The organism is Microbacterium sp. STRO-2N (assembly GCF_057747775.1).
The window spans coordinates 661,821-680,170 of the sequence record NZ_CM173223.1; the positions used below are offsets into that span (position 1 = coordinate 661,821).

The 18,350-nt window shown below is 72.6% G+C and carries 19 protein-coding genes; 8 read left to right on the forward strand and 11 right to left on the reverse strand.

Annotation, left to right across the window (positions count from 1 at the left end; genetic code table 11):
* Positions 1 to 61: 61 nt before the first annotated feature.
* Complete coding sequence (locus AC3ANN_RS02800; RefSeq protein ID WP_488339497.1) at positions 62 to 286, reverse strand: hypothetical protein; 225 nt, start codon at positions 284 to 286, stop codon at positions 62 to 64.
* An 88-nt stretch (positions 287 to 374) separates the two neighbouring features.
* Here AC3ANN_RS02800 and AC3ANN_RS02805 point away from each other — a divergent pair, with 88 nt between their 5' ends.
* Positions 375 to 1,292 (forward strand): aldo/keto reductase, encoded by a 918-nt coding sequence (locus tag AC3ANN_RS02805; protein WP_488339498.1) that lies wholly within the window; start codon positions 375 to 377, stop codon positions 1,290 to 1,292.
* A gap of 60 nt (positions 1,293 to 1,352) precedes the next feature.
* On the opposite strand, the gene AC3ANN_RS02810 is transcribed toward AC3ANN_RS02805, so the two are convergent.
* The 3 genes from AC3ANN_RS02810 to AC3ANN_RS02820 form a co-directional block, all read right to left on the reverse strand.
* A complete protein-coding gene (locus AC3ANN_RS02810) occupies positions 1,353 to 1,769 on the reverse strand; it encodes a VOC family protein (protein ID WP_488339499.1) in 417 nt (138 codons plus the stop codon).
* A gap of 130 nt (positions 1,770 to 1,899) precedes the next feature.
* The gene (locus AC3ANN_RS02815; RefSeq protein ID WP_488339500.1) at positions 1,900 to 2,910 is read right to left on the reverse strand and encodes a DNA-3-methyladenine glycosylase family protein; all 1,011 of its coding nucleotides are present in this window, start codon (positions 2,908 to 2,910) and stop codon (positions 1,900 to 1,902) included.
* A gap of 211 nt (positions 2,911 to 3,121) precedes the next feature.
* Positions 3,122 to 3,874: a winged helix-turn-helix domain-containing protein gene (locus tag AC3ANN_RS02820; protein WP_488339501.1), complete on the reverse strand. Its 753-nt coding sequence runs from the start codon at positions 3,872 to 3,874 to the stop codon at positions 3,122 to 3,124.
* 557 nt (positions 3,875 to 4,431) lie between these two features.
* Between AC3ANN_RS02820 and AC3ANN_RS02825 the strand changes: the two genes are divergently transcribed.
* Positions 4,432 to 4,728 (forward strand): GNAT family N-acetyltransferase, encoded by a 297-nt coding sequence (locus AC3ANN_RS02825; protein ID WP_488339502.1) that lies wholly within the window; start codon positions 4,432 to 4,434, stop codon positions 4,726 to 4,728.
* Here AC3ANN_RS02825 and AC3ANN_RS02830 read toward each other — a convergent pair.
* Positions 4,725 to 5,852 (reverse strand): serine hydrolase domain-containing protein, encoded by a 1,128-nt coding sequence (locus AC3ANN_RS02830; RefSeq protein WP_488339503.1) that lies wholly within the window; start codon positions 5,850 to 5,852, stop codon positions 4,725 to 4,727. The genes AC3ANN_RS02825 and AC3ANN_RS02830 overlap by 4 nt on opposite strands.
* Before the next feature lie 139 nt (positions 5,853 to 5,991).
* Between AC3ANN_RS02830 and AC3ANN_RS02835 the strand changes: the two genes are divergently transcribed.
* A complete protein-coding gene (locus AC3ANN_RS02835) occupies positions 5,992 to 6,216 on the forward strand; it encodes a hypothetical protein (protein WP_488339504.1) in 225 nt (74 codons plus the stop codon).
* Between the two features lie 14 nt (positions 6,217 to 6,230).
* Positions 6,231 to 6,818: a hypothetical protein gene (locus AC3ANN_RS02840; RefSeq protein ID WP_488339505.1), complete on the forward strand. Its 588-nt coding sequence runs from the start codon at positions 6,231 to 6,233 to the stop codon at positions 6,816 to 6,818.
* Positions 6,819 to 6,866: 48 nt separating this feature from the next.
* Here the strand turns inward: AC3ANN_RS02840 and AC3ANN_RS02845 are convergent, their stop codons facing one another.
* The 4 genes from AC3ANN_RS02845 to AC3ANN_RS02860 form a co-directional block, all read right to left on the reverse strand.
* Positions 6,867 to 7,100: a hypothetical protein gene (locus tag AC3ANN_RS02845; RefSeq protein WP_488339506.1), complete on the reverse strand. Its 234-nt coding sequence runs from the start codon at positions 7,098 to 7,100 to the stop codon at positions 6,867 to 6,869.
* A 413-nt stretch (positions 7,101 to 7,513) separates the two neighbouring features.
* Positions 7,514 to 8,266: an alpha/beta fold hydrolase gene (locus AC3ANN_RS02850; protein ID WP_488339507.1), complete on the reverse strand. Its 753-nt coding sequence runs from the start codon at positions 8,264 to 8,266 to the stop codon at positions 7,514 to 7,516.
* Positions 8,247 to 8,807, reverse strand: a complete 561-nt coding sequence (locus AC3ANN_RS02855; RefSeq protein WP_488339508.1) for a hypothetical protein — start codon at positions 8,805 to 8,807, stop codon at positions 8,247 to 8,249. Before AC3ANN_RS02855 ends, AC3ANN_RS02850 begins: the two co-directional genes overlap by 20 nt.
* Positions 8,808 to 8,866: 59 nt before the next feature.
* Positions 8,867 to 9,340 carry an 8-oxo-dGTP diphosphatase gene (locus AC3ANN_RS02860; protein ID WP_488339509.1) on the reverse strand — a complete coding sequence of 158 codons (474 nt, stop codon included), beginning with the start codon at positions 9,338 to 9,340 and terminating at the stop codon, positions 8,867 to 8,869.
* An 85-nt stretch (positions 9,341 to 9,425) separates the two neighbouring features.
* Here AC3ANN_RS02860 and AC3ANN_RS02865 point away from each other — a divergent pair, with 85 nt between their 5' ends.
* Positions 9,426 to 10,574, forward strand: coding sequence for an exonuclease SbcCD subunit D (locus tag AC3ANN_RS02865; protein ID WP_488339510.1), 1,149 nt, complete (start codon positions 9,426 to 9,428; stop codon positions 10,572 to 10,574).
* Positions 10,571 to 13,603: an AAA family ATPase gene (locus tag AC3ANN_RS02870; protein WP_488339511.1), complete on the forward strand. Its 3,033-nt coding sequence runs from the start codon at positions 10,571 to 10,573 to the stop codon at positions 13,601 to 13,603. The genes AC3ANN_RS02865 and AC3ANN_RS02870 overlap by 4 nt, the downstream gene beginning before the upstream one ends.
* Positions 13,604 to 13,625: 22 nt before the next feature.
* Here AC3ANN_RS02870 and AC3ANN_RS02875 read toward each other — a convergent pair whose 3' ends face one another.
* Positions 13,626 to 14,183, reverse strand: a complete 558-nt coding sequence (locus tag AC3ANN_RS02875) for a phosphorylase family protein (RefSeq protein ID WP_488339512.1) — start codon at positions 14,181 to 14,183, stop codon at positions 13,626 to 13,628.
* Between the two features lie 136 nt (positions 14,184 to 14,319).
* Between AC3ANN_RS02875 and AC3ANN_RS02880 the strand changes: the two genes are divergently transcribed.
* Positions 14,320 to 15,867 (forward strand): MFS transporter, encoded by a 1,548-nt coding sequence (locus tag AC3ANN_RS02880; protein WP_488339513.1) that lies wholly within the window; start codon positions 14,320 to 14,322, stop codon positions 15,865 to 15,867.
* A 202-nt stretch (positions 15,868 to 16,069) separates the two neighbouring features.
* Here AC3ANN_RS02880 and AC3ANN_RS02885 read toward each other — a convergent pair whose 3' ends face one another.
* Positions 16,070 to 17,563, reverse strand: coding sequence for a lipase maturation factor family protein (locus AC3ANN_RS02885; RefSeq protein WP_488339514.1), 1,494 nt, complete (start codon positions 17,561 to 17,563; stop codon positions 16,070 to 16,072).
* 131 nt (positions 17,564 to 17,694) lie between these two features.
* Between AC3ANN_RS02885 and AC3ANN_RS02890 the strand changes: the two genes are divergently transcribed.
* On the forward strand, positions 17,695 to 18,273 hold the full coding sequence (locus AC3ANN_RS02890; RefSeq protein WP_488339515.1) for a hypothetical protein: 579 nt from the start codon (positions 17,695 to 17,697) through the stop codon (positions 18,271 to 18,273).
* Positions 18,274 to 18,350: the final 77 nt, after the last annotated feature.

The window sequence follows — 18,350 nt, forward strand, 5'->3', positions numbered from 1 at the left end:
GCGGACCACCTCCTTGGCGCTCACGATACGACGCGCGCGTGCCGAGGAACAGAGGCGTCCGTCAGAGCTGCGCGCCGTCGTCGTCGCGGTTCTCGAGTCCGACGTTGCGGCCGCGCCAGGATTCGTAGGCCATGAGCCACCCGATCGACACCGCCGCCGCCAGCACGAGGCCGAGCAGCACGTTGTTCCAGATGAGCCCGAAGACGATGCCGAGCGTGAAGATCAGCGCCGTGCCGAAGGCCCAGCCGGTGTGGCCGCGGGTCCAGCCCTTGCGAGTCGTGGTCATGGCGAAAGCCTAGGGCCGTGGCGGCCAGGTGGCGACGAGCCGGCGTCGATAGGTTGGAATCCTCGACCCGCGACACGGAACGGAAGCCATGGCACTCAACGTCAGCCCGCTCACCCTCGGATCGTCCGGTCTCGGCCGTGACACCGAACCGGGCTCGCCCGAAGAGGAGGCGGCGGTCGCGGTCGCGGTCGACCTGCTCTCGAGCAGCCATCGCTTCGTCGACACCTCGAACAACTACGCCGCAGGCCGGTCCGAGGCCGTCCTCGGCCTCGCCATCGCCCGCCTCGGCGAGGATGCCGCGACCCGCGTGATCTCGAAGGTCGACTGCGAGCCGGGAACGGGTGTCTTCGACCGCGATCGCGTCATGCGGTCGTTCGACGAGACGACGGCGCGCCTGGGCGTCGAGCGCCTGCCGCTGCTGCACCTCCACGATCCGTACACCATCACGTTCGAGGAGGCGATGGCGCCGGGCGGAGCCGTCGAGGGGCTGATCGAGCTTCGCGAGTCCGGCAGGGTCGACGCGATCGGCGTCGCGGCGGCGCCCGTGCCGCTCGTGGGCCGCTACGTCGCGACGGGCGTCTTCGACGCGGTGCTCATCCACAACCGCTTCACGGTCGTGGACCAGTCCGCAGCCTCCGTGTTCGCCGACGCGCACGAGCGAGGCATGACGGTGTTCAACGCCGCTCCGTTCGGCTCCGGCATCCTGGTCACCGGTCCTCGTCCGGGCGCGATCTACGACTACCGCCCGGCGACTCCCGAGCTCATCGGCTGGGTGGAGCGGCTCGAGCGGGTGTGCGTCGCGCACGGGATCACGCTCCCCGCCGTCGCGCTGCACTACTCCCTTCGCTCGCCGCTGGTCGACTCGACGATCGTGGGGGTGGCGACGCCAGGGCGCCGGGCGCAGCTCGACGAACTGGCGGCGACGCCGGTGCCCGACGACCTCTGGGAAGAGCTGGAGCGCCTCGGTCCCGCGCCCTCTCCGGTCGACGACTCGTCCCACGCCTGAAACCATCCGGGTCCGGGCCCACCGCCACCACGGCGGCCGGCCCGCACCCGGAGCCGGTCGCTAGCCTTCCTGCGGGTCGATCGAGATCATCCAGTCGACGCCGAACCTGTCGGTCAGCATGCCGAACTTGCCGCCCCACGGCGGGGTGTCCAGCGGCATCGTGACGGTGCCGCCCTCGGCGAGCTTGTCCCAGTAGCCCTGCAGCGACGCCTCGTCATCGCCGCTGACCGAGACCGCGAAGCCGGCCGGCTTCTCATACTCCATGCCGGTGGGTGTGTCGGCGCCCATCAGCACGAAGCCGTCGGGCGTCGACAGCTGCGCATGCATGATGAGGTCGTTCTCGGAGGGGTCCTGAACCATGCCCTCGTACTCGCCGAACGTGTTGACGTCGAGGTCGCCCCCGAACACGCTCTGGTAGAAGGTCATGGCTTCACGGGCCTCGTTCTTGAACGACAGATAGGGGTTGAGGCTGGGCATATCGATCTCCTGTATCTGGACGACGGATGCCGCGCCCGGCCGCGTGGCGCGTCCCAGTGTCGTCCTGGCCTCCGACATCCGCAACGGCCGAGGGAGGCTCCGCCGCGCCGCACGACCCGTGCGCCGACGCTTAGCGGTCGCGGTGGTCCTCGGGGTGCAGCCGCGGGCCGCGACGGGGCTCACGGACCCCGCTCGCGCCGATCAGCCGGATGACGCGCTGACGGTGCCCCGCCCAGGGCGCCAGGAGCCGCAGCATCCCGTCGTCGTCCGTCCGCCTGCCGGTCAGCGCATACCCGACCTCGTGGGCGACGTGGTAGTCGCCGACGCTCACCGCGTCCGGGTCGCCGAGCGCACGGATGCGGGTCTCGGCGGAGGTCCAGGGGCCGATGCCGGGCTGGCTCACCAGTACGCGGTCGACCGCTTCGCCGTCCTCGGCGGCCAGGACCGCACGCACGATCGCGTCGCCCCGACGCGCCGCGCGCACGACGGTCTTCGACTGCGGCGGCTCGAGGCCGGCGCGATGCCACACCCACGACGGGACGCGCTGCCAGCCCTCGATAGTCGGCGGGGCGAACATCGGCGTCGGCGTGGGCCCCGGCGCGCGGTCGCCCGCCCACGTCACCACGCGCCGCCACGCTGCGAACGCCTGCATGCCGGTGACCTTCTGCTCGAAGATCGCGCTCGCGAGGGCGTCGAAGACGAGATCGGTGCGCGAGAGCCGCAGGCCGGGGTTGCGGCGGTGCGCTTCGGCGATGAGCGGATGACGCGATGCGTCGAAGTCGCGCGGGTCGTCGGCGTCGCCGCACAGCGCCGGCACCTGGGTCAGCGCCCAATCGCGTCCCGGGCCCCATGCCGCAGCACGGATGACGCCGGGCCGGGTCTCGCGGATCGCGAGCGTCGCGACGCCGATCGGAGTGCGGCTCGCACGCCAGATGACCGAGCCCGCGACCGTCATCGTGGGGTCGCCGGCACCCCGCCGCTGGTACAGCACGGTGCGCCGCAGGTCGAGCGGGTGCCGCGGCCGGTACTCGGTCTCGAGCGGCCGTTCGTGCGCGGGCCGGGGATCGCGGGCCGGTGGGGTCCGCGCGGCGAAGCGCTCGGCATCCCTCGTCCGGGGTATGCGCGAGAGCGACGTCGTCATGCCCTCACCCTACGCGCCGGCCTCCGACATCCGCCGCCCGCGCGACTGCTCGTCGCCCGTCATCGTTCCGCAGTCGGTTTCAGCGACCCCGCGCCGGTTCACTCCCACCGTTCTGCCTGCGGAACCGAGTCCCTCGTCCCTCCGCGGTCATGAATCGCGGGTAGAGAGCGCTGAGATCCACGACTTCTGACTGCGGAACCGAGCCCCCGGGTCAGAAGCGGTCGGGCGACGGGGTGCCGTGGCCGTAGCGGATGACGACGTCGGCGTGCCGGTCGAAGCGGTAGCCGACGCCGCGCACGGTGCGGACGATGTCTTCGTACCGCCCGAGCTTGGCGCGCAGACGCCGCACGTGGACGTCGATCGTGCGCTCGCCGGGTGCCTCGTCCTCGGTGGCACCCTGCCACAGCGACGTGACGAGCTCGGTGCGCTCGATGGTGCGGCCTTCGCGCAGCACCAGGTACTGCAGCAGCTCGAACTCTTTGAACGTGAACGACGCGGACTCGCCGTCGATCAGCACCCGCTTGCGCGAGATGTCGACCACGACGCCGCCGGCGCCGCGATCCTCGTCCTCGGGCTCGTCCTGCTTCGTGCGGGCGATCGCCGACGGCTCGTGGAGGGCGAGCCGCACGACGTCGACGTCGCGGCCGCCCGCGCCGACCGGGGCGAGCGCCACGGTGGCGTACGTCTCGGCGGCGGGGGCGAGGTCGGCGAGCGTGCGGCGCAGCGCGTCGACGAGGACGCCGAGGCTCACGCCGGAGGCGGCGGCCTTCGCCTCGTCGATGCCGACGTAGAGGGCGAAGCCGCGCGGCGCGGTTCCGGCCGGAAGCGCGCGAGCCGGCTGCGCCTGCTGCGGAGCGGGGGCGGGAGTGGGTGCCGCGGGTGCCTGGACGGGCGTCGGCGCCGTGACGGCTCGGAGGTGACGGGCGGGGGCGGCGGGGCGGTCGAGAAGAGCGGAGGTCGACATGATGATGGTCCTTGCGGAAGGAACCCGGTGAACACGCGGGTTCGGGGTGTGCTGCGGCCCGATCGGCCGGGAGCCCTGTGAGGGCTGGTGCCCGACGGTGGGCGGTGTGCGAAGCAGATCCGGGTGCGCGTGATCGACGCACGAAACCGGTGCTTCGGGGGACCCCGTGCTTGCCGAGTTCAGAAGCGGAAGCGGGATCCGACGGGGGTCACCGTGCTAGTGGCACATTCGACAACACATGACAACGCGACCGGCCATCATCATGCCGGCAGTCCCGTTCGCCTCCCAGGCGGACAGAGAGCGTGCGTTGTCAGTCATGTGGCCGATTATGACGGAGTTGGTCGTAATGCGTCAAATCGCACGGATGCCGTGGCCCGATCATTGCGGAATGTGACAGATTGCTCAATCTCCGTGTGGGATCCCCGTCCGCAGGCGCGGGTGGGCGCACGCCGGGGGCAGAGCACGCGGCTGAGCGGACTCTGAAGCTCCGCCGGGCGATCGCCGCGACATCCGGTGCGCTGCGTCCTGGCGGGGGAGGCCGGGCGTACCCTGACGGGGTGAATGAGCTGCGTTTCACCCACGAGACGGATGCCTCGCGCTACACGCTCCACCGAGGCGACGACCTGGTGAGCGTCCTGGACTACCGTGACGACGGCCGCACGGTGGCGATGACGCGCGCCTACACGGTGCCGACGTTCCGCGGCCAGGGGTATGCCGGGCAGATGGTCGATCGCGCCGTCGCAGAGCTCGAGCGCCGTGGAGACCGCAAGGTGATCCCGGTGTGCTGGTACGTCGCCGACTGGTTCGACGCGAACCCCGACCGCGGCACCATCCTGGCGGAGCGACGCGGCTAGCCGGCGACGCCCTGGAGCTCGCCGAGCAGGCCCAGGATCTGCTCGTCCATCTCGACCTGTGTCATGACGATGCAGATCGTCCCGTCCGGGTCGACGTAGTAGTCGGTCCCGAAGCCGCCCGACCACCCGAAGCGCCCACGATGCGGTCCCTCGGTCGTCACGGAGACACCGAGACCCCATCCCGTGCCTTCCCAGAACCCCGGGTAGAAGCTGTCGGAGGTCTTCGCCGACGCCTCGACCTGATCGGTGCGCATCTGCGTCACCAGGTCGGGATCGATCAGCCGGCCGTCGAGGAGGGCGCGGAGGAACGCGTGGTAGTCCGCGACGGTGGAGACGAGCTCGGAGTGACTCTCGTCGAAGGGCTCCGGGCCGACGTGGAACCCGCCGCCCGCGGGCTCGACCTCGACGAGGGCGCCGTGATCACGGCGGTACGCCGGGAGGAGCCGCTCCGCGCGGTCCTCCGGCACGCGGTACGCCGTGTCGGGCATGCCCGCGGGCTCGAAGACGGCGGTTTTCAGCAGATCGGGCGTGCGCGTGCCCGCGACGCGACCCAAGAGGATCCCCAGCACGCCGAACGACAGGTGGTACCGCCAGCCGCGCCCCGGCTGATGCACGAGCGGCAGCCCTCCCAGCGCATCGAGCCAGTCCTGCGCGCCGCGATCGGCTGACGCGTTCGTCGGTTCGAGGCCGGCCGCCGTCATCGCACGCTGCAGCGGCGAGTCCACCGGGATCACCCCGTAGCCGGACTGATTGCTGAGGAGGTCGCGGAGCGTGATCGGCCGGCTCGCGGGCACAGTGTCGTCGAGAGCCGCCCCGGGGTGTCGCAGCACGCGACGATCTGCCAGCTCGGGCAGCCACGACTCGACGGACTCGTCGAGGCCGATCCTGCCGTCCTGCACGAGCTGCAGGGCTGCCACGGCGGTGACGGTCTTCGTCATGGACTGGATCCGGAAGATCGCATCGGCCCGGAGCGGCGCGCCGTCGACGGAGGCCGCTCCGACGACGATCGGGTCGAGCTCCGCGCCGATCGTCGCGACGGCTCCCGGCATGGTGCCGGATTCGACGTGGCGGGCGAGGACATCGTGGAGGCGTGCGGCAGGCGAGGAGCCTTCGTGGGTCGACACGACAACCAGCGTGCCATCTCCGGGACCGCGGCGCTCGTTCCGGACGGCGCGGCGCCCGGCATCCCCCCGTCGTCTTGTCAACCCCGTGTCGGCGGCACGTGTCGCGGGGCACGCTGGAAGCCGACGAGAGGAGCCCGCGATGGATCGCGATCTGCCCGACGGCGTCATCGACGCCGACCCGGCCGGCGGCTGGGATGAGAACGACGATTCCGAGGCGCGCGAGCGCAGCGCCGAGGCCGCCGATGCCGAGACGCTGCTGACCGATGCGGCCCTGAGCCCCGACGACCCCATCGAGGGGGAGGCGGTGCGACGAGGTGCCGACCCCGACCTCGCGACCGACGCCGAGCGGGGCGAGGAGCCCTGAGAGGAGATGCCACGATGAGCACGACGGGCAACGAGTACGAGCGGCCGGGAGTGAACTATCCCGACCGCGAGGACGCCGAGGGAGCCACCGGAACCCCCGGCGCCGACGACCCGAAGCGCGGCGAGGCACCGGCGGCGCCGCCCACCATGGGCGAGCCGAGTGCGGACGCCGGCGAGCCTCCGGCGGCGACCGAGGGCTCTTCGCAGGGCCCTGTCGCGACCGAGGGGGTCGCGCCGGCCGCCGCCGAGCCGTCGCACGAGGCGGTCGGCATCGGGGTCGTGGACGACGGCGACCACCACGGCCACGACGACGGACGCGACACGCTCACCGTGAGCGAGGCGCAGCACACGCCGGGTGCGCTCGGCACCGAGCAGGAGCAGCGCCTGCCGGCGATGGCGCAGAACAACGCGTCCGAGCTCGACAAGGTCTCGGGCATCGTCGCGCAGACGCGCGCCGATGTGGGCACCGAGCCGGTGGAGCGGATCGCCGAGGTGCTGCATCAGCGCCTGGAGCAGGCGGGCGTCGATCTGCCCGACGGCGACGTCCAGGAGCTTGCGAGGCAGGTGTCGACGGGCGACGCCGACAGTCCCGCAGGCTCCTGAACAGCGGTCACGTCGCCCCGCCCCGCGCGGGCGGGGCGACGTAAGTGTTCAGGCCGTTGCGCAGACCGTGGTGCACTCCGCCGACGAGTGCAGGCCGATCGGGCGCGCCCACGCGCGACGTGCACGCGGGGCGACCCGCTCGAGGGGTGCGGCGACGGACGCGGCGACGACCGGCTCGGGCGCGAGGCGCTCGCGGATCGAGGCCATGACGGCGATCTCGCGATCGCGCGTCCAGACGTCGTGGCGGTACTGGTGTTCGGCGGCGGTGACGAGCGAGAGCATTGTTTCCTCCGTTGGTTCCGACAGAGAGAACCTACGCGGGGGCTCCGACATTGCCGCCCGTCCCTCACATGGCAGAAATCCGCCGCGCCGCGTCAGTCTCGAGCCCGTCCCGCGTCACCGATGCTCGACGAGGGTCGCACTGCCCGTGTCGTCCGCAGGATGAATCGCGTTCCACCGGATGATGTCGCGCGAACCTCCCTGCGGAGGGCCATTCTTCCTGCCGAGCGCATGTGCGGCGTGCCGGCGCAGCCAGGTGGGGAAGCGGATGCCGCGGTTCGCGGCATCCGCTCGTCCGATGCTGCGTGAGGTCAAGGCGCCCGGTGCCGTCCGCAGGAGTATTCGCGTCCCGCAGGCCGGATCACGCCCGAACCCCCTGCGGAGGGGCGTTCCTCCCGCGGAAGGCACGCCTCCGGTCACGACGTGCGGGCGAACTCGCGGATGAGACGGGCCGCGGGCGCGGCATCCCGGATCATCGTCTCGTGACCGTGCCCCTCGACCTCCTCGAGCCGCCCTCGGGGCATCGCCGCGGCCACCTGCCGGCACCACTCCCGCGGGGCGACGACATCGTCCTCGCCGCGCAGCACGAGTGCGGGCACGTCGACGCGGGCGAACACGTCCTCGGGCCGGTGGACGAGCATCGCGCGCAGCTTCGCGCGCAGGTGCGGCCCGGCACGCAGGTACTCGCGCGCGCCGAGCGCGATCACGCGGGGATGCTCGACGGCGATGTCGCGCAGGAGCCGCCACAGCTGTCGCGGCCCGGTGCGGGCCGACGGCTCGACCGTGGGTCCGACGAGCACGATACCGCGGACCGTCTCCGGGTGGCGGGCCGCGATCTCGAGCGCCACCTGGGCGCCCATGGAATGCCCGACGACCACGGCCGGCGTCCTGACCCGCGCACGCAGGTACGCCGCGACGAGGTCGGCGTTGCGCTCGATCGTCAACACTCGCGGCGGCTCGGGCGCCTCGCCGTAGCCCGGCAGGTCGAGGGCGATCACCTCGCCGTCGTGGAGGTGCTTCGCGAGGTCGGCGAACACGGTGCGCCCCATGCCGATGCCGTGGACGAGGACGTACACCGGCGTTCCCGTTCCGCGGCGCTCGGCGACGAGCGTCGCGCCGGCGTGGCGGAACTGCTCCGGGGCCGCCACGTCAGGCGGCGCCGGGCTCATCGCGCAGGCCGACGCGGTCGGGGATGTCGAACTGCACCCTCGGCAGCCACGTCCCGGGCTCCGGCCAGGGCCGCGAGGCGGGGAGCGTCCGCAGCCGCGCGCGCAGCGCGGCACCGGATGCCTCGACCGGCAGCACGCGTGAAGGGGCGTGGTGGGCCAGGGCCCCGAGCCACCAGTGACGCCAGGTCCCCTCGATCGCCTCGGGGCCGGCGACGACGTAGTAGTCGGGCATGACCGCCTCGCCGGCGGCGAACTGTCCGAGCAGGGTCTCTACCTCGACCTCGAGCGATCCGAGGGTCGCGCGCTCCTCGTACAGCTCGACCCAGGCCGCGGCGACGTGCTCGAGCGGGTCCGCGTCATGGACGACGTAGGGCATCGGTACCGATGCCACGAGGTGGGCCGCGACCGCGGGCTCGGCCTCGCGCAGCGAGAGCGCGACGAGCGCCGGGACGTCGGCGAGAGCGGTGAGCAGCTCGTCGCTCTCGGCGCCGACGAGCGCCACGATCGTGGATCGCGGGGCGGATTCTGTGTGGTGCGCCATATTCCACGATATGCCGGACGAGCCCGACACGGCCCGACACGCCGCGGCGCGGCATCCGTCTAGTGGGCGCCCAGCACCACCGTCGTGAGGTCCGCGCCGAAGGTGTAGCGCGCATCGACGGTGCCGCCGCGCAGCACACCCGGAAGCCAGCGCGACGCGTCGTCCCACATGCGCGCGTACGGCACGGCGTCGAGCGTGTACCAGCAGGGCGTGATCTCGGGCGTCTCGACCGGCTCGCCGCGCCATCTGCGGCACACGAACACGGTGGACCGCTGAGACCACTCCGGCTTCGTCGGGAAGTGATAGTCGACCGCGCCGGCCTCGTGGAGGTCGGATGCCTCGACCCGCACGCCGATCTCTTCCGCCACTTCGCGGACCGCCGCCTCGCGGGGCGTCTCGCCGGGATCGAGCTTTCCGCCGATGCCGACGACCTTGCCTCGCCCGAGGCCGGTCCGCTTGTCGCCGAGGAGCACTTCGAGGCCGTGCGGTCCGCGCCGGAGCAGATAGACGACGCAGACCTCGGGCAAGGGCATGGCACGAGGGTACGCCGGTGCGCGGCCTGGGGCTTGCTCGGCCTGTCTCTGCCGCGATGTCGGGAGGCGAACGTAGCGTGTGAGCATGCGGATCCTGCACACGTCGGACTGGCACATCGGGCGGTCGTTCCACGGCCACGCCACGCTCGATGCGCTCCGCGGCGTGCTGGAGGCCCTCGTCGCGCAGGTGAAGGAGCATGACGTCGACGTCGTCATCGTCGCCGGCGACGTGTTCGACTCCGCGACCCCCGCCGCAGGGGCGTACACGCTGCTGTCCGACGTGCTGCGGGCCCTGGCAGACACCGGGGCGACGGTGATCGTCACGAGCGGCAACCACGACTCGGCCGCGCGGCTCGGATTCCAGGCGAGGCTGCTGCGCGACGGCGTGCACGTGATGACGGATGCGGCGGCCGTGGGCACGCCCGTGACCGTCGCGGACGAGCACGGGCCGGTCCACTTCTACGGCATCCCCTTCCTCGAGCCGGTGCTGCTGCGCAGCGAGTGGCCGGGCGTCCGGTCCCAGGCCGACGTGCTCGCACACGCGATGGACCTCGTGCGCGACGACCTCCGCGCGCGCGGAGGTCGGTCGGTCGCCATCGCGCACTGCTTCGCGGCGGGAGTGGAGCCCACGCCGCAGCTCGAGCGCGACATCCAGCAGGGCGGCCTCGACGTGGTGCCGCTGTCGACGTTCGACGACGTGGACTACATGGCGCTCGGGCACATCCACGGCCGCCAGCAGCTGTCGCCGCGCGTGCGGTACGCCGGAGCGCCGCTGCACTACAGCTTCGGCGAGGGCGACAAGCCTCGCGGCGCCTGGCTCGTCGAGCTCGACGCCGGCGGGCTGGGCGCGGTCGAGTGGCTGCCGCTGCCGGTGCCCCGAGTGCTCACGACGATCACGGGCCCCCTCGACGAGCTCCTGCACGACGAGCGCTTCGCCGAGTTCGAGGCGCACTGGGTCCGCGCGGAGTACACCGATACCCTGCCGCAGCGCGACCCGATGCGGCGGCTGCTCGCGCGCTTCCCGCACTGCGCGCAGGTCTCGCACGCACCGGCGTCGGCGCAGGCCGCCGACGCCCGCACGTACGCGCAGCGGGTGCGATCGGCGCAGAGCGAGGCGGAGCTCGTCGACGCGTTCCTCTCTCATGTGCGCGAGGGCGAAGGCGCCAGCGCCCGCGAGGCGGAGCTGATCGCCGAGCTGCTCGACGAGCGTTCACGCGTGGAGGCGACGGCGTGAGGCTGCACCGGCTCGAGCTCGCCGGATTCGGACCCTTCCGCGAGCGTCAGAGCGTCGACTTCGAGGCGTTCGAACGCGACGGGATCTTCCTCATCTCGGGACGCACCGGTGCCGGCAAGTCCAGCATCCTCGACGGCGTGTGCTTCGCGCTGTACGGCTCGGTGCCGCGCTACGACACCGGCGAGAAGCGCCTCCGCAGCGACTACTGCGAACCCGACGAGCCGACCGAGGTGCGCCTGGAGTTCACGGTGGGCGAGCGCCGGTGGCGCGTGACGCGCGCTCCCGAGTACCAGCGTCCCGCGCGGCGGGGCGGCGGGCTCACGACCGAGCCGACGCGCGCCGAGCTCGAAGAGCTCGTCGACGGCTCCTGGGTCGGCCGCGCCGCGCGGCCGCGCGACGTCGGACTGCTGCTCGACGAGGTGCTGGGCCTCAACGCCCAGCAGTTCCAGCAGGTGATCCTGCTCGCCCAGAACAAGTTCTCGCGGTTCCTCCTGGCGTCGGGCACCGAGCGGCAGTCGCTGCTGCGTGCGCTGTTCGGCACGCGGCGCTACGAGGAGTACGCCCGTGAGCTCGGCGACCGCAGCAAGGTGGCGCAGCGCGAGGTCGACGCGCTCGGCGAACGCGCTCGCACGCTTCTCGAGCAGGCCGAGCGCCTGCTCCCCGCGCTCGAGCCGGGCGACGCGACGGCCGGTGATGCCGCCGTCGACAGCGGCGACGCCGGAGGGACGCAGCAGCCCGGCGATCTCGCCTCGCGGCGCGCGGCCGTCGAGCTGGGCGAGCAGCGCGCGGCGTACCGCCTCGACACGCTCGTCCACGCACGGGAAGAGGCCGAGCGCGCCCGGGCGGCGGCCGACGCCGAGCATGCCGCCCGTGTGGCGCTCGCGAAGTCGCACGGCGAGCTGCTGCGGGCGCGAGAGCGGCTGACCGCGCTCGACGACGCGGCGGAGCGGATCGATGCGGACCGTGCGCGCGTCGAGAGGGCACGAGCGGCCGAGTCGCTGCGTGCCTCCCTCGATGCCGTGCGGCGCGCCTCCGCGGCCGCCGACGCAGCACGCGAGGCGGCCCGTGCCGCCGAGACGGCATGGGACACCGCCGCGCGTTCGGCCGGCATCGATCCCGCGCAGGATCTCGACGCGCTGATCGAGCGCCTCACCGGCGAGCTCGCGGTGTGGACGGCGGCCGCCGCGAAGGAGGCCGACCTCGCCGCGCGCGAGGTCGAGCTCGCCGAGGCATCCGCACGCGTGAGCGAACTCGAGCACGACGTCGCGACGCTCGATGCGCAGCGCCAGGGCGTCCCCGCCGAGCTCGCGCGGCTCGACGACGACCTGGTGCGCGTGCGGGACGACGCGTCGCGCGCCGGCGATGCGCGCGAGCGCCGTGACGAGCTCTCGTCGCGCCTCGCCGCCGCGCGCGAGGCCGACACGCTCGCTCTCGCCCTGCGCGACGCCGAGGCTGCGCACCGCGACGCCGCGAACGACGCCGCCGTCGCGGCCGCCGCCGTCGCGCAGCTGCTGCAGCGGCGACTCGACGGCTATGCCGGGGAGCTCGCCTCGACGCTCGTCGAGGGCGAGCCGTGCGCGGTGTGCGGATCGATCGACCACCCGCATCCCGCCCCTGCCGCAGCCGATCCGGTGACCGATGACGACCTCGCCGCCGCCGAGGCCCGCCGCGACGACGCCATCGCGCGCGAGCGGGTCGCGGCGGATGCCGCACGCGGCGCGCGCGAGCGCCACGCCGCGGCCGCCGCCCGTGCGGGAGGCGACGGCGTCGCGGCGCTCGAGGAGCAGCTCGCCGCCGCCGAGGCCCAGCATGCGGCGGCGACGGAGGCCGTGACGCGCCGCGATGCGCTCGCCGCCCAGCGAGCGCAGCTCGCGGCACTCGACGCCGAGGCGGAGGCAGCGCGCACCGCGCTCGCCGACACGCTGAACGACGCGCGCATGCGGATGTCGGCGCTGACCGCGGGCATCGAGGAATCGCGAGCCGCGGTCGACGAGGCGCGCGGCCCGTACGCGAGTGTCGCCGAACGCGTGGCCGAGGTCGTGGTGCTGCGCGACACCGCGCGCGCGTGCGCTCGGGCGGGGGCAGAGGCGCAGCGGGCGGACGCCGGCCTCGCCGAGGCTGTGGCAGACGCGGATGCGCGGCTCGAGGCATCCGTCTTCGACGACGCGTCGGAGGCGTCTGCGGCCCTGCTCGGCCCGCGCGAGGTCGACGAGCTCGCGGCCCGCATCGCCGAGCACGACGCCCAGCTGGCCGCCACCCGGAGTCGCCTGCTCGAGCTCGAGCTCGAACTGGCGGGCACCCCCGACGAGCCGGTCGACCTCGTCGCGTCGCAGGCGGCGCTCGACGCCGCCGATGCCGCACGCACGGCCGCACTCGAGGCCGAGCGAGATGCCCGGCATCTCGCCGCGGGCCTGCGTGATCTCGCGCTTCAGATCGACGAGGCATACGCCGGCGTCGCGGCGCGCGCGGCGGACGTCGCTGCGCTCACGCGCCTCGCCGACACCGTCGCGGGGCGTGCCCCCAACACGATGAAGATGGATCTCGAGACGTTCGTGCTCGCCGCCGAGCTCGAAGAGATCGTCGTGAGGGCGAACCTCCGCCTCGCCGACATGTCATCGGGGCGCTACCGCCTGCAGCACACCGACGCGCGCGCCGCGCGCGGCGCGGCATCCGGCCTCGGTCTCGAGGTGTTCGACGCCTACACGGGTCAGGCGCGTCCCGCCCAGTCGCTCTCGGGCGGTGAGACCTTCCTCGCATCGCTCGCGCTCGCGCTGGGGCTCGCCGAGGTCGTCACTTCACGAGCGGGCGGCGTGCGACTCGACACCCTGTTCATCGACGAGGGCTTCGGCTCGCTCGACGAAGAGACGCTCGAGCTCGCGATGCGCACGCTCGACGAGCTGCGTGCCGGCGGGCGCACGGTGGGTGTCATCAGCCACGTCGCCGCGATGAAGGAGCAGCTTCCGGCGCAGCTGAGCGTCGAGGCGGCCGCTCACGGGCCGAGCGTCGTCCGTCAGTTCGCGATCGTGTGATCGGGCGCAGCGGCGCCCCGGCTCACACGCCGTAGTCGGCGCGGACCCGGTCCCGCAGCTGCCTGCTGCATGCCGCGACGGTCGCATGCCAGTCCGTGATGGCGCCGTCCTGCGCGCGGTCCGACACCGCCTTGAGCACGCGGATCGGCACCCCGAACTGCTGTGCGACCCAGATGTACGCGTAGGTCTCCATGTCGACGAGTCCTGCCCCGAGCGGCCGGATCACCTCGACGGCCTCGGCGTCGTCGACGAAGTGGTCGCCGGTGGCGATCGTGACGCCGTCGCGCTCGAGGTCGACGCGCGGCGGCAGGGACACGTGCTGGCCGACGATCCCGTCGATGTCGGTGACGTCGTGCTGGATGGCCCCGTCGATCTCGTAGACGGATGCCTCCAGCAGCGGGTCGATCGCCCCCGCGGTGCCGACCACCACCACCTCGTCGTACGCCGCGGCGTCCAGCGCGCGGGTCAGGGCGTAGGCGGCCTGCAGCTTGCCGGGGCCTGTCACGAGGCGGTCGAACCCCTCGAGCTCGAGGGGGAAGGCGACCAGCTCGCTCTCGAGCGCTGCGACGAGGAGTCTCACCCCTCCATCATGTCCCGCTTTTCGCCGAACTTGTCCCGGAACCGCTCGCTCGGGCGGCCTCGTGCGGGCGAAAGCGGGACATGGATGCCGCTGCCCGCCCGCGCGAGAACCCACCGGCGGCGTTAGCCTGGGCGGGATGCCTGAGTCCGAGTCGCGATCGCCGCAGGCGACGGGAACGGTTCGCGCCGTGCCTCCGCACACGGCCGTCATTCCGTTGACGCACGCCGCGCGGTGGCGCGCCTTCTGGGTGTGCGTGTCAGTCGCCGCCATCACGATCCTCGACATGACGAAGGTCAATGTCGCGCTGCCGTCCATCGGCGAGGTGCTGGGCGCGGGCTCCACCGAGCTGCAGCTCATCGTGTCGGGCTTCGTCCTGACGTTCGGGCTCGCGCTCGTCCCGAGCGGCCGGCTCGGCGATCAGCGGTCGCGCCGCACGCTCTTCATCGTCGGACTGTCGCTGTACACCGCGACGAGCGTCCTGTGCGCGCTCGCCCCGACCGCGACCGTGCTGCTGGTCGGTCGCCTGCTGCAGGGCGTGGCCGCCGGCATCCAGATGCCCCAGGTGCTCGGCATGGCGCAGGAGCTCTTCCAGGGCAAGGAGCGCGGCCGGGCGTTCGGCCTCTTCGGTGCCACGATCGGCGTGGCCACCGCCTTCGGCCCGACGCTCGGCGGGCTCCTCATCGCCCTGGGTGGGCCGACCGACGGGTGGCGGCTCATCTTCTGGATGAACGTGCCGCTGTGCCTCGCGGCGATCGCACTGGCGCTGTGGCTGCTGCCCGACACCCGCACTCCTTCACGGCGGCCGGTGCAGCTCGACCCGGTCGGCCTCCTGCTGTTCGCCGCGAGTGTCGTATCGCTCATGTGGCCGTTCCTGTTCACGACCGGCGCGCCGACCGACGATCCCGCCCGCTGGTGGCTGCTGATCGCCTTCGCACTGTTCGTCTCCGCGTTCATCGCGTGGGAGCGGCGCTACGCGGCGCGCGGGCGCAGTCCGCTGGTGCCGCTGGCGCTCTTCCGTATCGCGTCGTATCGCAACGGCACGCTCCTGCAGACCGCGTACTTCACGGCGATGCCCGCGATGTTCCTGGTCACGACCCTGTTCCTGCAGATCGGGCTGGGCCTGGCTCCGGTCTATGCGGGCATGGTCTCGATCGGCTTCGCCCTCGCGAGCGCCGTCACGTCCTGGGTCGGCGGCAACCTCGTCGGCAGTCACGGACGCTCCGTCGTGGTCTGGGGGCTCATCGCGATGCTGGCGTGCGTGGGCGGGCTCGTGCTCGCGGCGCTCTACGCCGATCCGGCATGGACCCCGTACCTCATGGCTGCGATCATGACGCTCGGCGGGGCAGGGGGTGGGCTCGTCATCGCACCGAACCAGACGCTGACGCTCGCCGACGTCGCCGTCAAGCAGGGCGGCGTCGCCGGCTCGGTGGGCCAGCTCGGCCAGCGGGTCGGTGCGGCGGTCGGCACCGCGGTGGCGCTGTCGCTCTTCTACGCCGCGATCTACCGAGAGTCCGGCACGCACGACGACCTGGTCGTCTACCACGACGCGTACGCGTTCGGGATGCTGTCGGTCGGGGTGTTCGTGGGGCTCGCGTTCCTCGTGTCGATCATCGACCTCACAGCGCGCCGCAGGGGCCGTCTCGGCGCGGACCGCAGCGACGCGGCGGGCGCGCCCGCGCCCTGACGGCGCCGGTACGGGGTCAGGGGCGCGGGTCTGCCGGGCACCCGAAGGTCCGGCAGACCCGCCCACGCGGACCTGGACTGGGGTTGGGTCGCGTGTCCTTCACGGGCCCGCGGTAGCTGGGGACCTCGACGAGCCCGTCTGAACGCTATGGCCATCCGACTGCGGATGCGTCGTCGATTCTGCGTGATTTCGCGGATCGCGCTCAGCCCCGCAGCGTGACCGGCCCCAGGACCGGCCGCCGCCGGTCGCGCACCCAGCGCGCCCGCGTGGCCCGGAACTCGGCCCTCGTCGCGAACCGGTACCGGTACGACACCGCCCGCACCCACCGCGGCCGCTCGCCGTGGAACGGGTCCTCGGCGAGCAGGCGCAGGGTCGCGGAATCCGCCTCCAGCAGCTTTGCGAGGAATGCCGTGAACCACTCGTCGAGCGATCGGCCGAGCGGCAGGAACCACATCAGCCAGTCGAGCCGCAGGTGATAGGGCGCATACTGCCGCGGGATGCGGCGCACGTCGCCGGGCTTGCCCTTGAAGCCGTACTCGCGCCACGTCGCGGCATGAGGATCCTCGTCGGTGGTGCCTTCGACGACGATCTCGATGCGCTCCTTGGTGACCGTGCCGAACGCGCCGTACGCGTTGGCGAGCTGCCACCGGTTGAAGCTCGCGTTCATGAGCTGCCGGTGGGCGAAAAGGTTCCGCAGCGGCGCCCAGCTGATCGCCGCGTAGAGCACGCCGACCGCCCCCGTGACGACGACCCAGTACAGCGGCATCCCGTCGATGATCCCCGGCGGGTCCGAGCGCGGCCCCGAGGGTGCGGCGCCGATGCCGGGCAGCCCGATCGCCGAGCAGGCGAGCACGACCGTGATCCAGTTGAGCCACGCGAAGTTGCCGGTGACGATGAGCCACAGCTGCGTCGCGATGACGATGGCGGCGGCGACGGCGCCCACGATGGCGGGGACGGGCCCCGCCACCCACAGCCCGAGCAGCGGCGCGAAGAGGAACCACGGCACGACCAGCTGCGCGAAATGGTTGCCGACCACCTCGGCCTTGTGGAACCAGCGGGGGAGGAGATGCGCCTGGCGGCTCAGCGGGCCCGGCATCGGCTGCGTCTCGTGGTGGTAGGTCAGCGCCGTGAGGTCGCGCCACTCCCGCCCGCCGCGGATCTTGATCATCCCGGCCCCGAACTCCAGCCGGAACACGAGCCACCAGAACAGCACGACGACCACGGTCGACGGGGGCTGGTCGTCCGAGCCGAGGAACGCCGCGAGGAACCCCGCCTCGAGCAGCAGCATCTCCCACCCGAAGCCGTAGAAGGTCTGGCCGATGCTCGTGATCGACATGTATCCGACCCACAGGGCGAGGAAGCACAGCATCGGCACCCAGGGAGGTCCGAGCTGCGGGATGCCGCACACGAGCGCGGCCGCGACCACGATGCCCGCGACGCACAGGGCCACCAGGCGGCGGTCGGTGTAGCGCACGAGCCGGAACAGTGTCGGCCGGAGCAGCCGCCGGCGCGACGCCGACGAGGCGGCCCAGCCGAGCAGCTCGGGCGCCGGAAGCAGCCCCCGTTCACCGAGGAGCGGCCGGAACTGGTTCAGGGTGGACACGAAGGCGACGACGAACAGCGCGGCTATACCGCGCTGCAGCACCTGCCGCGCGAACTCGAAGTCGACCGCTGCGAAGCCGTCCACGCGCCACATCCTCGCATCGGGGCCGATGCAGGGCGAACGGGCTTGACAGCGTCCCGGTGCCGCACGGCGCACGCTCTTCCTCGTTCGGGTGCGCTTCGACAGGATGGGGGTGCGGGGCGGCCGCGGAAGAGGTGGGGACCATGGAATCGGTGCTTCTCGATACTCCGAGCGGAATCACGGCCCGGCTGGGCTGGGATCCGAAGATGGCCGAGCACGACCGCAAGCGCGCGCTCGCGCGGGAGATCGTCGCGGCGCAGCTGGGCGTCGACGCCAGGGACGTGCGTGTCGAGCGGGAGGCGCCCCGGACGTTCGGGTTCCACACGCAGCTCTTCGCCGAGGTCGGCGGCGAGGAGGTGCCGCTGAAGATCCGCAACGTCAGCTTCCGCGCGGCGACGGTCGTGGCGGTGGCAGACCCGGCGGTGCCGCTCGGCATCGATCTGCGCGACGCGCACCCCGACGAGGCGGAGCTTCATCACATGACGCGCCACTCGCACCTGCTCGAGGAGCACGATCTCGGAAAGCTCCTCGCGCACTGGACGCGGGTGCAGGCCGTCCGCGACGCTGACGGGCGCGGCGCACGGGTCGCCGCCGATCACGTGCGGCTGAACAGCCCGCTCACCAAGGGCTGGATCCCCGATCGCCGCGTGCAGTACGACCTCGCCGACCTGTCGCGTGACGGCTGGATCATCACGCTCGCCTACGGCGCGACCCCCGCGTGACGCCGGAGATGACGGATGCCTCGGGCCGAGGCTGGGCCCACGCGGCCGGAGGCTCCGCTCGACGCGCCAGCGGCGAG

Bases quoted from the DNA above. Each gene is read 5' to 3' on its own strand.
- AC3ANN_RS02800 (WP_488339497.1), bottom strand. From the start codon at position 286: ATGACCACGACTCGCAAGGGCTGGACCCGCGGCCACACCGGCTGGGCC.
- AC3ANN_RS02805 (WP_488339498.1), top strand. From the start codon at position 375: ATGGCACTCAACGTCAGCCCGCTCACCCTCGGATCGTCCGGTCTCGGC.
- AC3ANN_RS02810 (WP_488339499.1), bottom strand. From the start codon at position 1,769: ATGCCCAGCCTCAACCCCTATCTGTCGTTCAAGAACGAGGCCCGTGAA.
- AC3ANN_RS02815 (WP_488339500.1), bottom strand. From the start codon at position 2,910: ATGACGACGTCGCTCTCGCGCATACCCCGGACGAGGGATGCCGAGCGC.
- AC3ANN_RS02820 (WP_488339501.1), bottom strand. From the start codon at position 3,874: ATGTCGACCTCCGCTCTTCTCGACCGCCCCGCCGCCCCCGCCCGTCAC.
- AC3ANN_RS02835 (WP_488339504.1), top strand. From the start codon at position 5,992: ATGGATCGCGATCTGCCCGACGGCGTCATCGACGCCGACCCGGCCGGC.
- AC3ANN_RS02840 (WP_488339505.1), top strand. From the start codon at position 6,231: ATGAGCACGACGGGCAACGAGTACGAGCGGCCGGGAGTGAACTATCCC.
- AC3ANN_RS02845 (WP_488339506.1), bottom strand. From the start codon at position 7,100: ATGCTCTCGCTCGTCACCGCCGCCGAACACCAGTACCGCCACGACGTC.
- AC3ANN_RS02850 (WP_488339507.1), bottom strand. From the start codon at position 8,266: ATGAGCCCGGCGCCGCCTGACGTGGCGGCCCCGGAGCAGTTCCGCCAC.
- AC3ANN_RS02855 (WP_488339508.1), bottom strand. From the start codon at position 8,807: ATGGCGCACCACACAGAATCCGCCCCGCGATCCACGATCGTGGCGCTC.
- AC3ANN_RS02860 (WP_488339509.1), bottom strand. From the start codon at position 9,340: ATGCCCTTGCCCGAGGTCTGCGTCGTCTATCTGCTCCGGCGCGGACCG.
- AC3ANN_RS02865 (WP_488339510.1), top strand. From the start codon at position 9,426: ATGCGGATCCTGCACACGTCGGACTGGCACATCGGGCGGTCGTTCCAC.
- AC3ANN_RS02880 (WP_488339513.1), top strand. From the start codon at position 14,320: ATGCCTGAGTCCGAGTCGCGATCGCCGCAGGCGACGGGAACGGTTCGC.
- AC3ANN_RS02885 (WP_488339514.1), bottom strand. From the start codon at position 17,563: ATGTGGCGCGTGGACGGCTTCGCAGCGGTCGACTTCGAGTTCGCGCGG.
- AC3ANN_RS02890 (WP_488339515.1), top strand. From the start codon at position 17,695: ATGGAATCGGTGCTTCTCGATACTCCGAGCGGAATCACGGCCCGGCTG.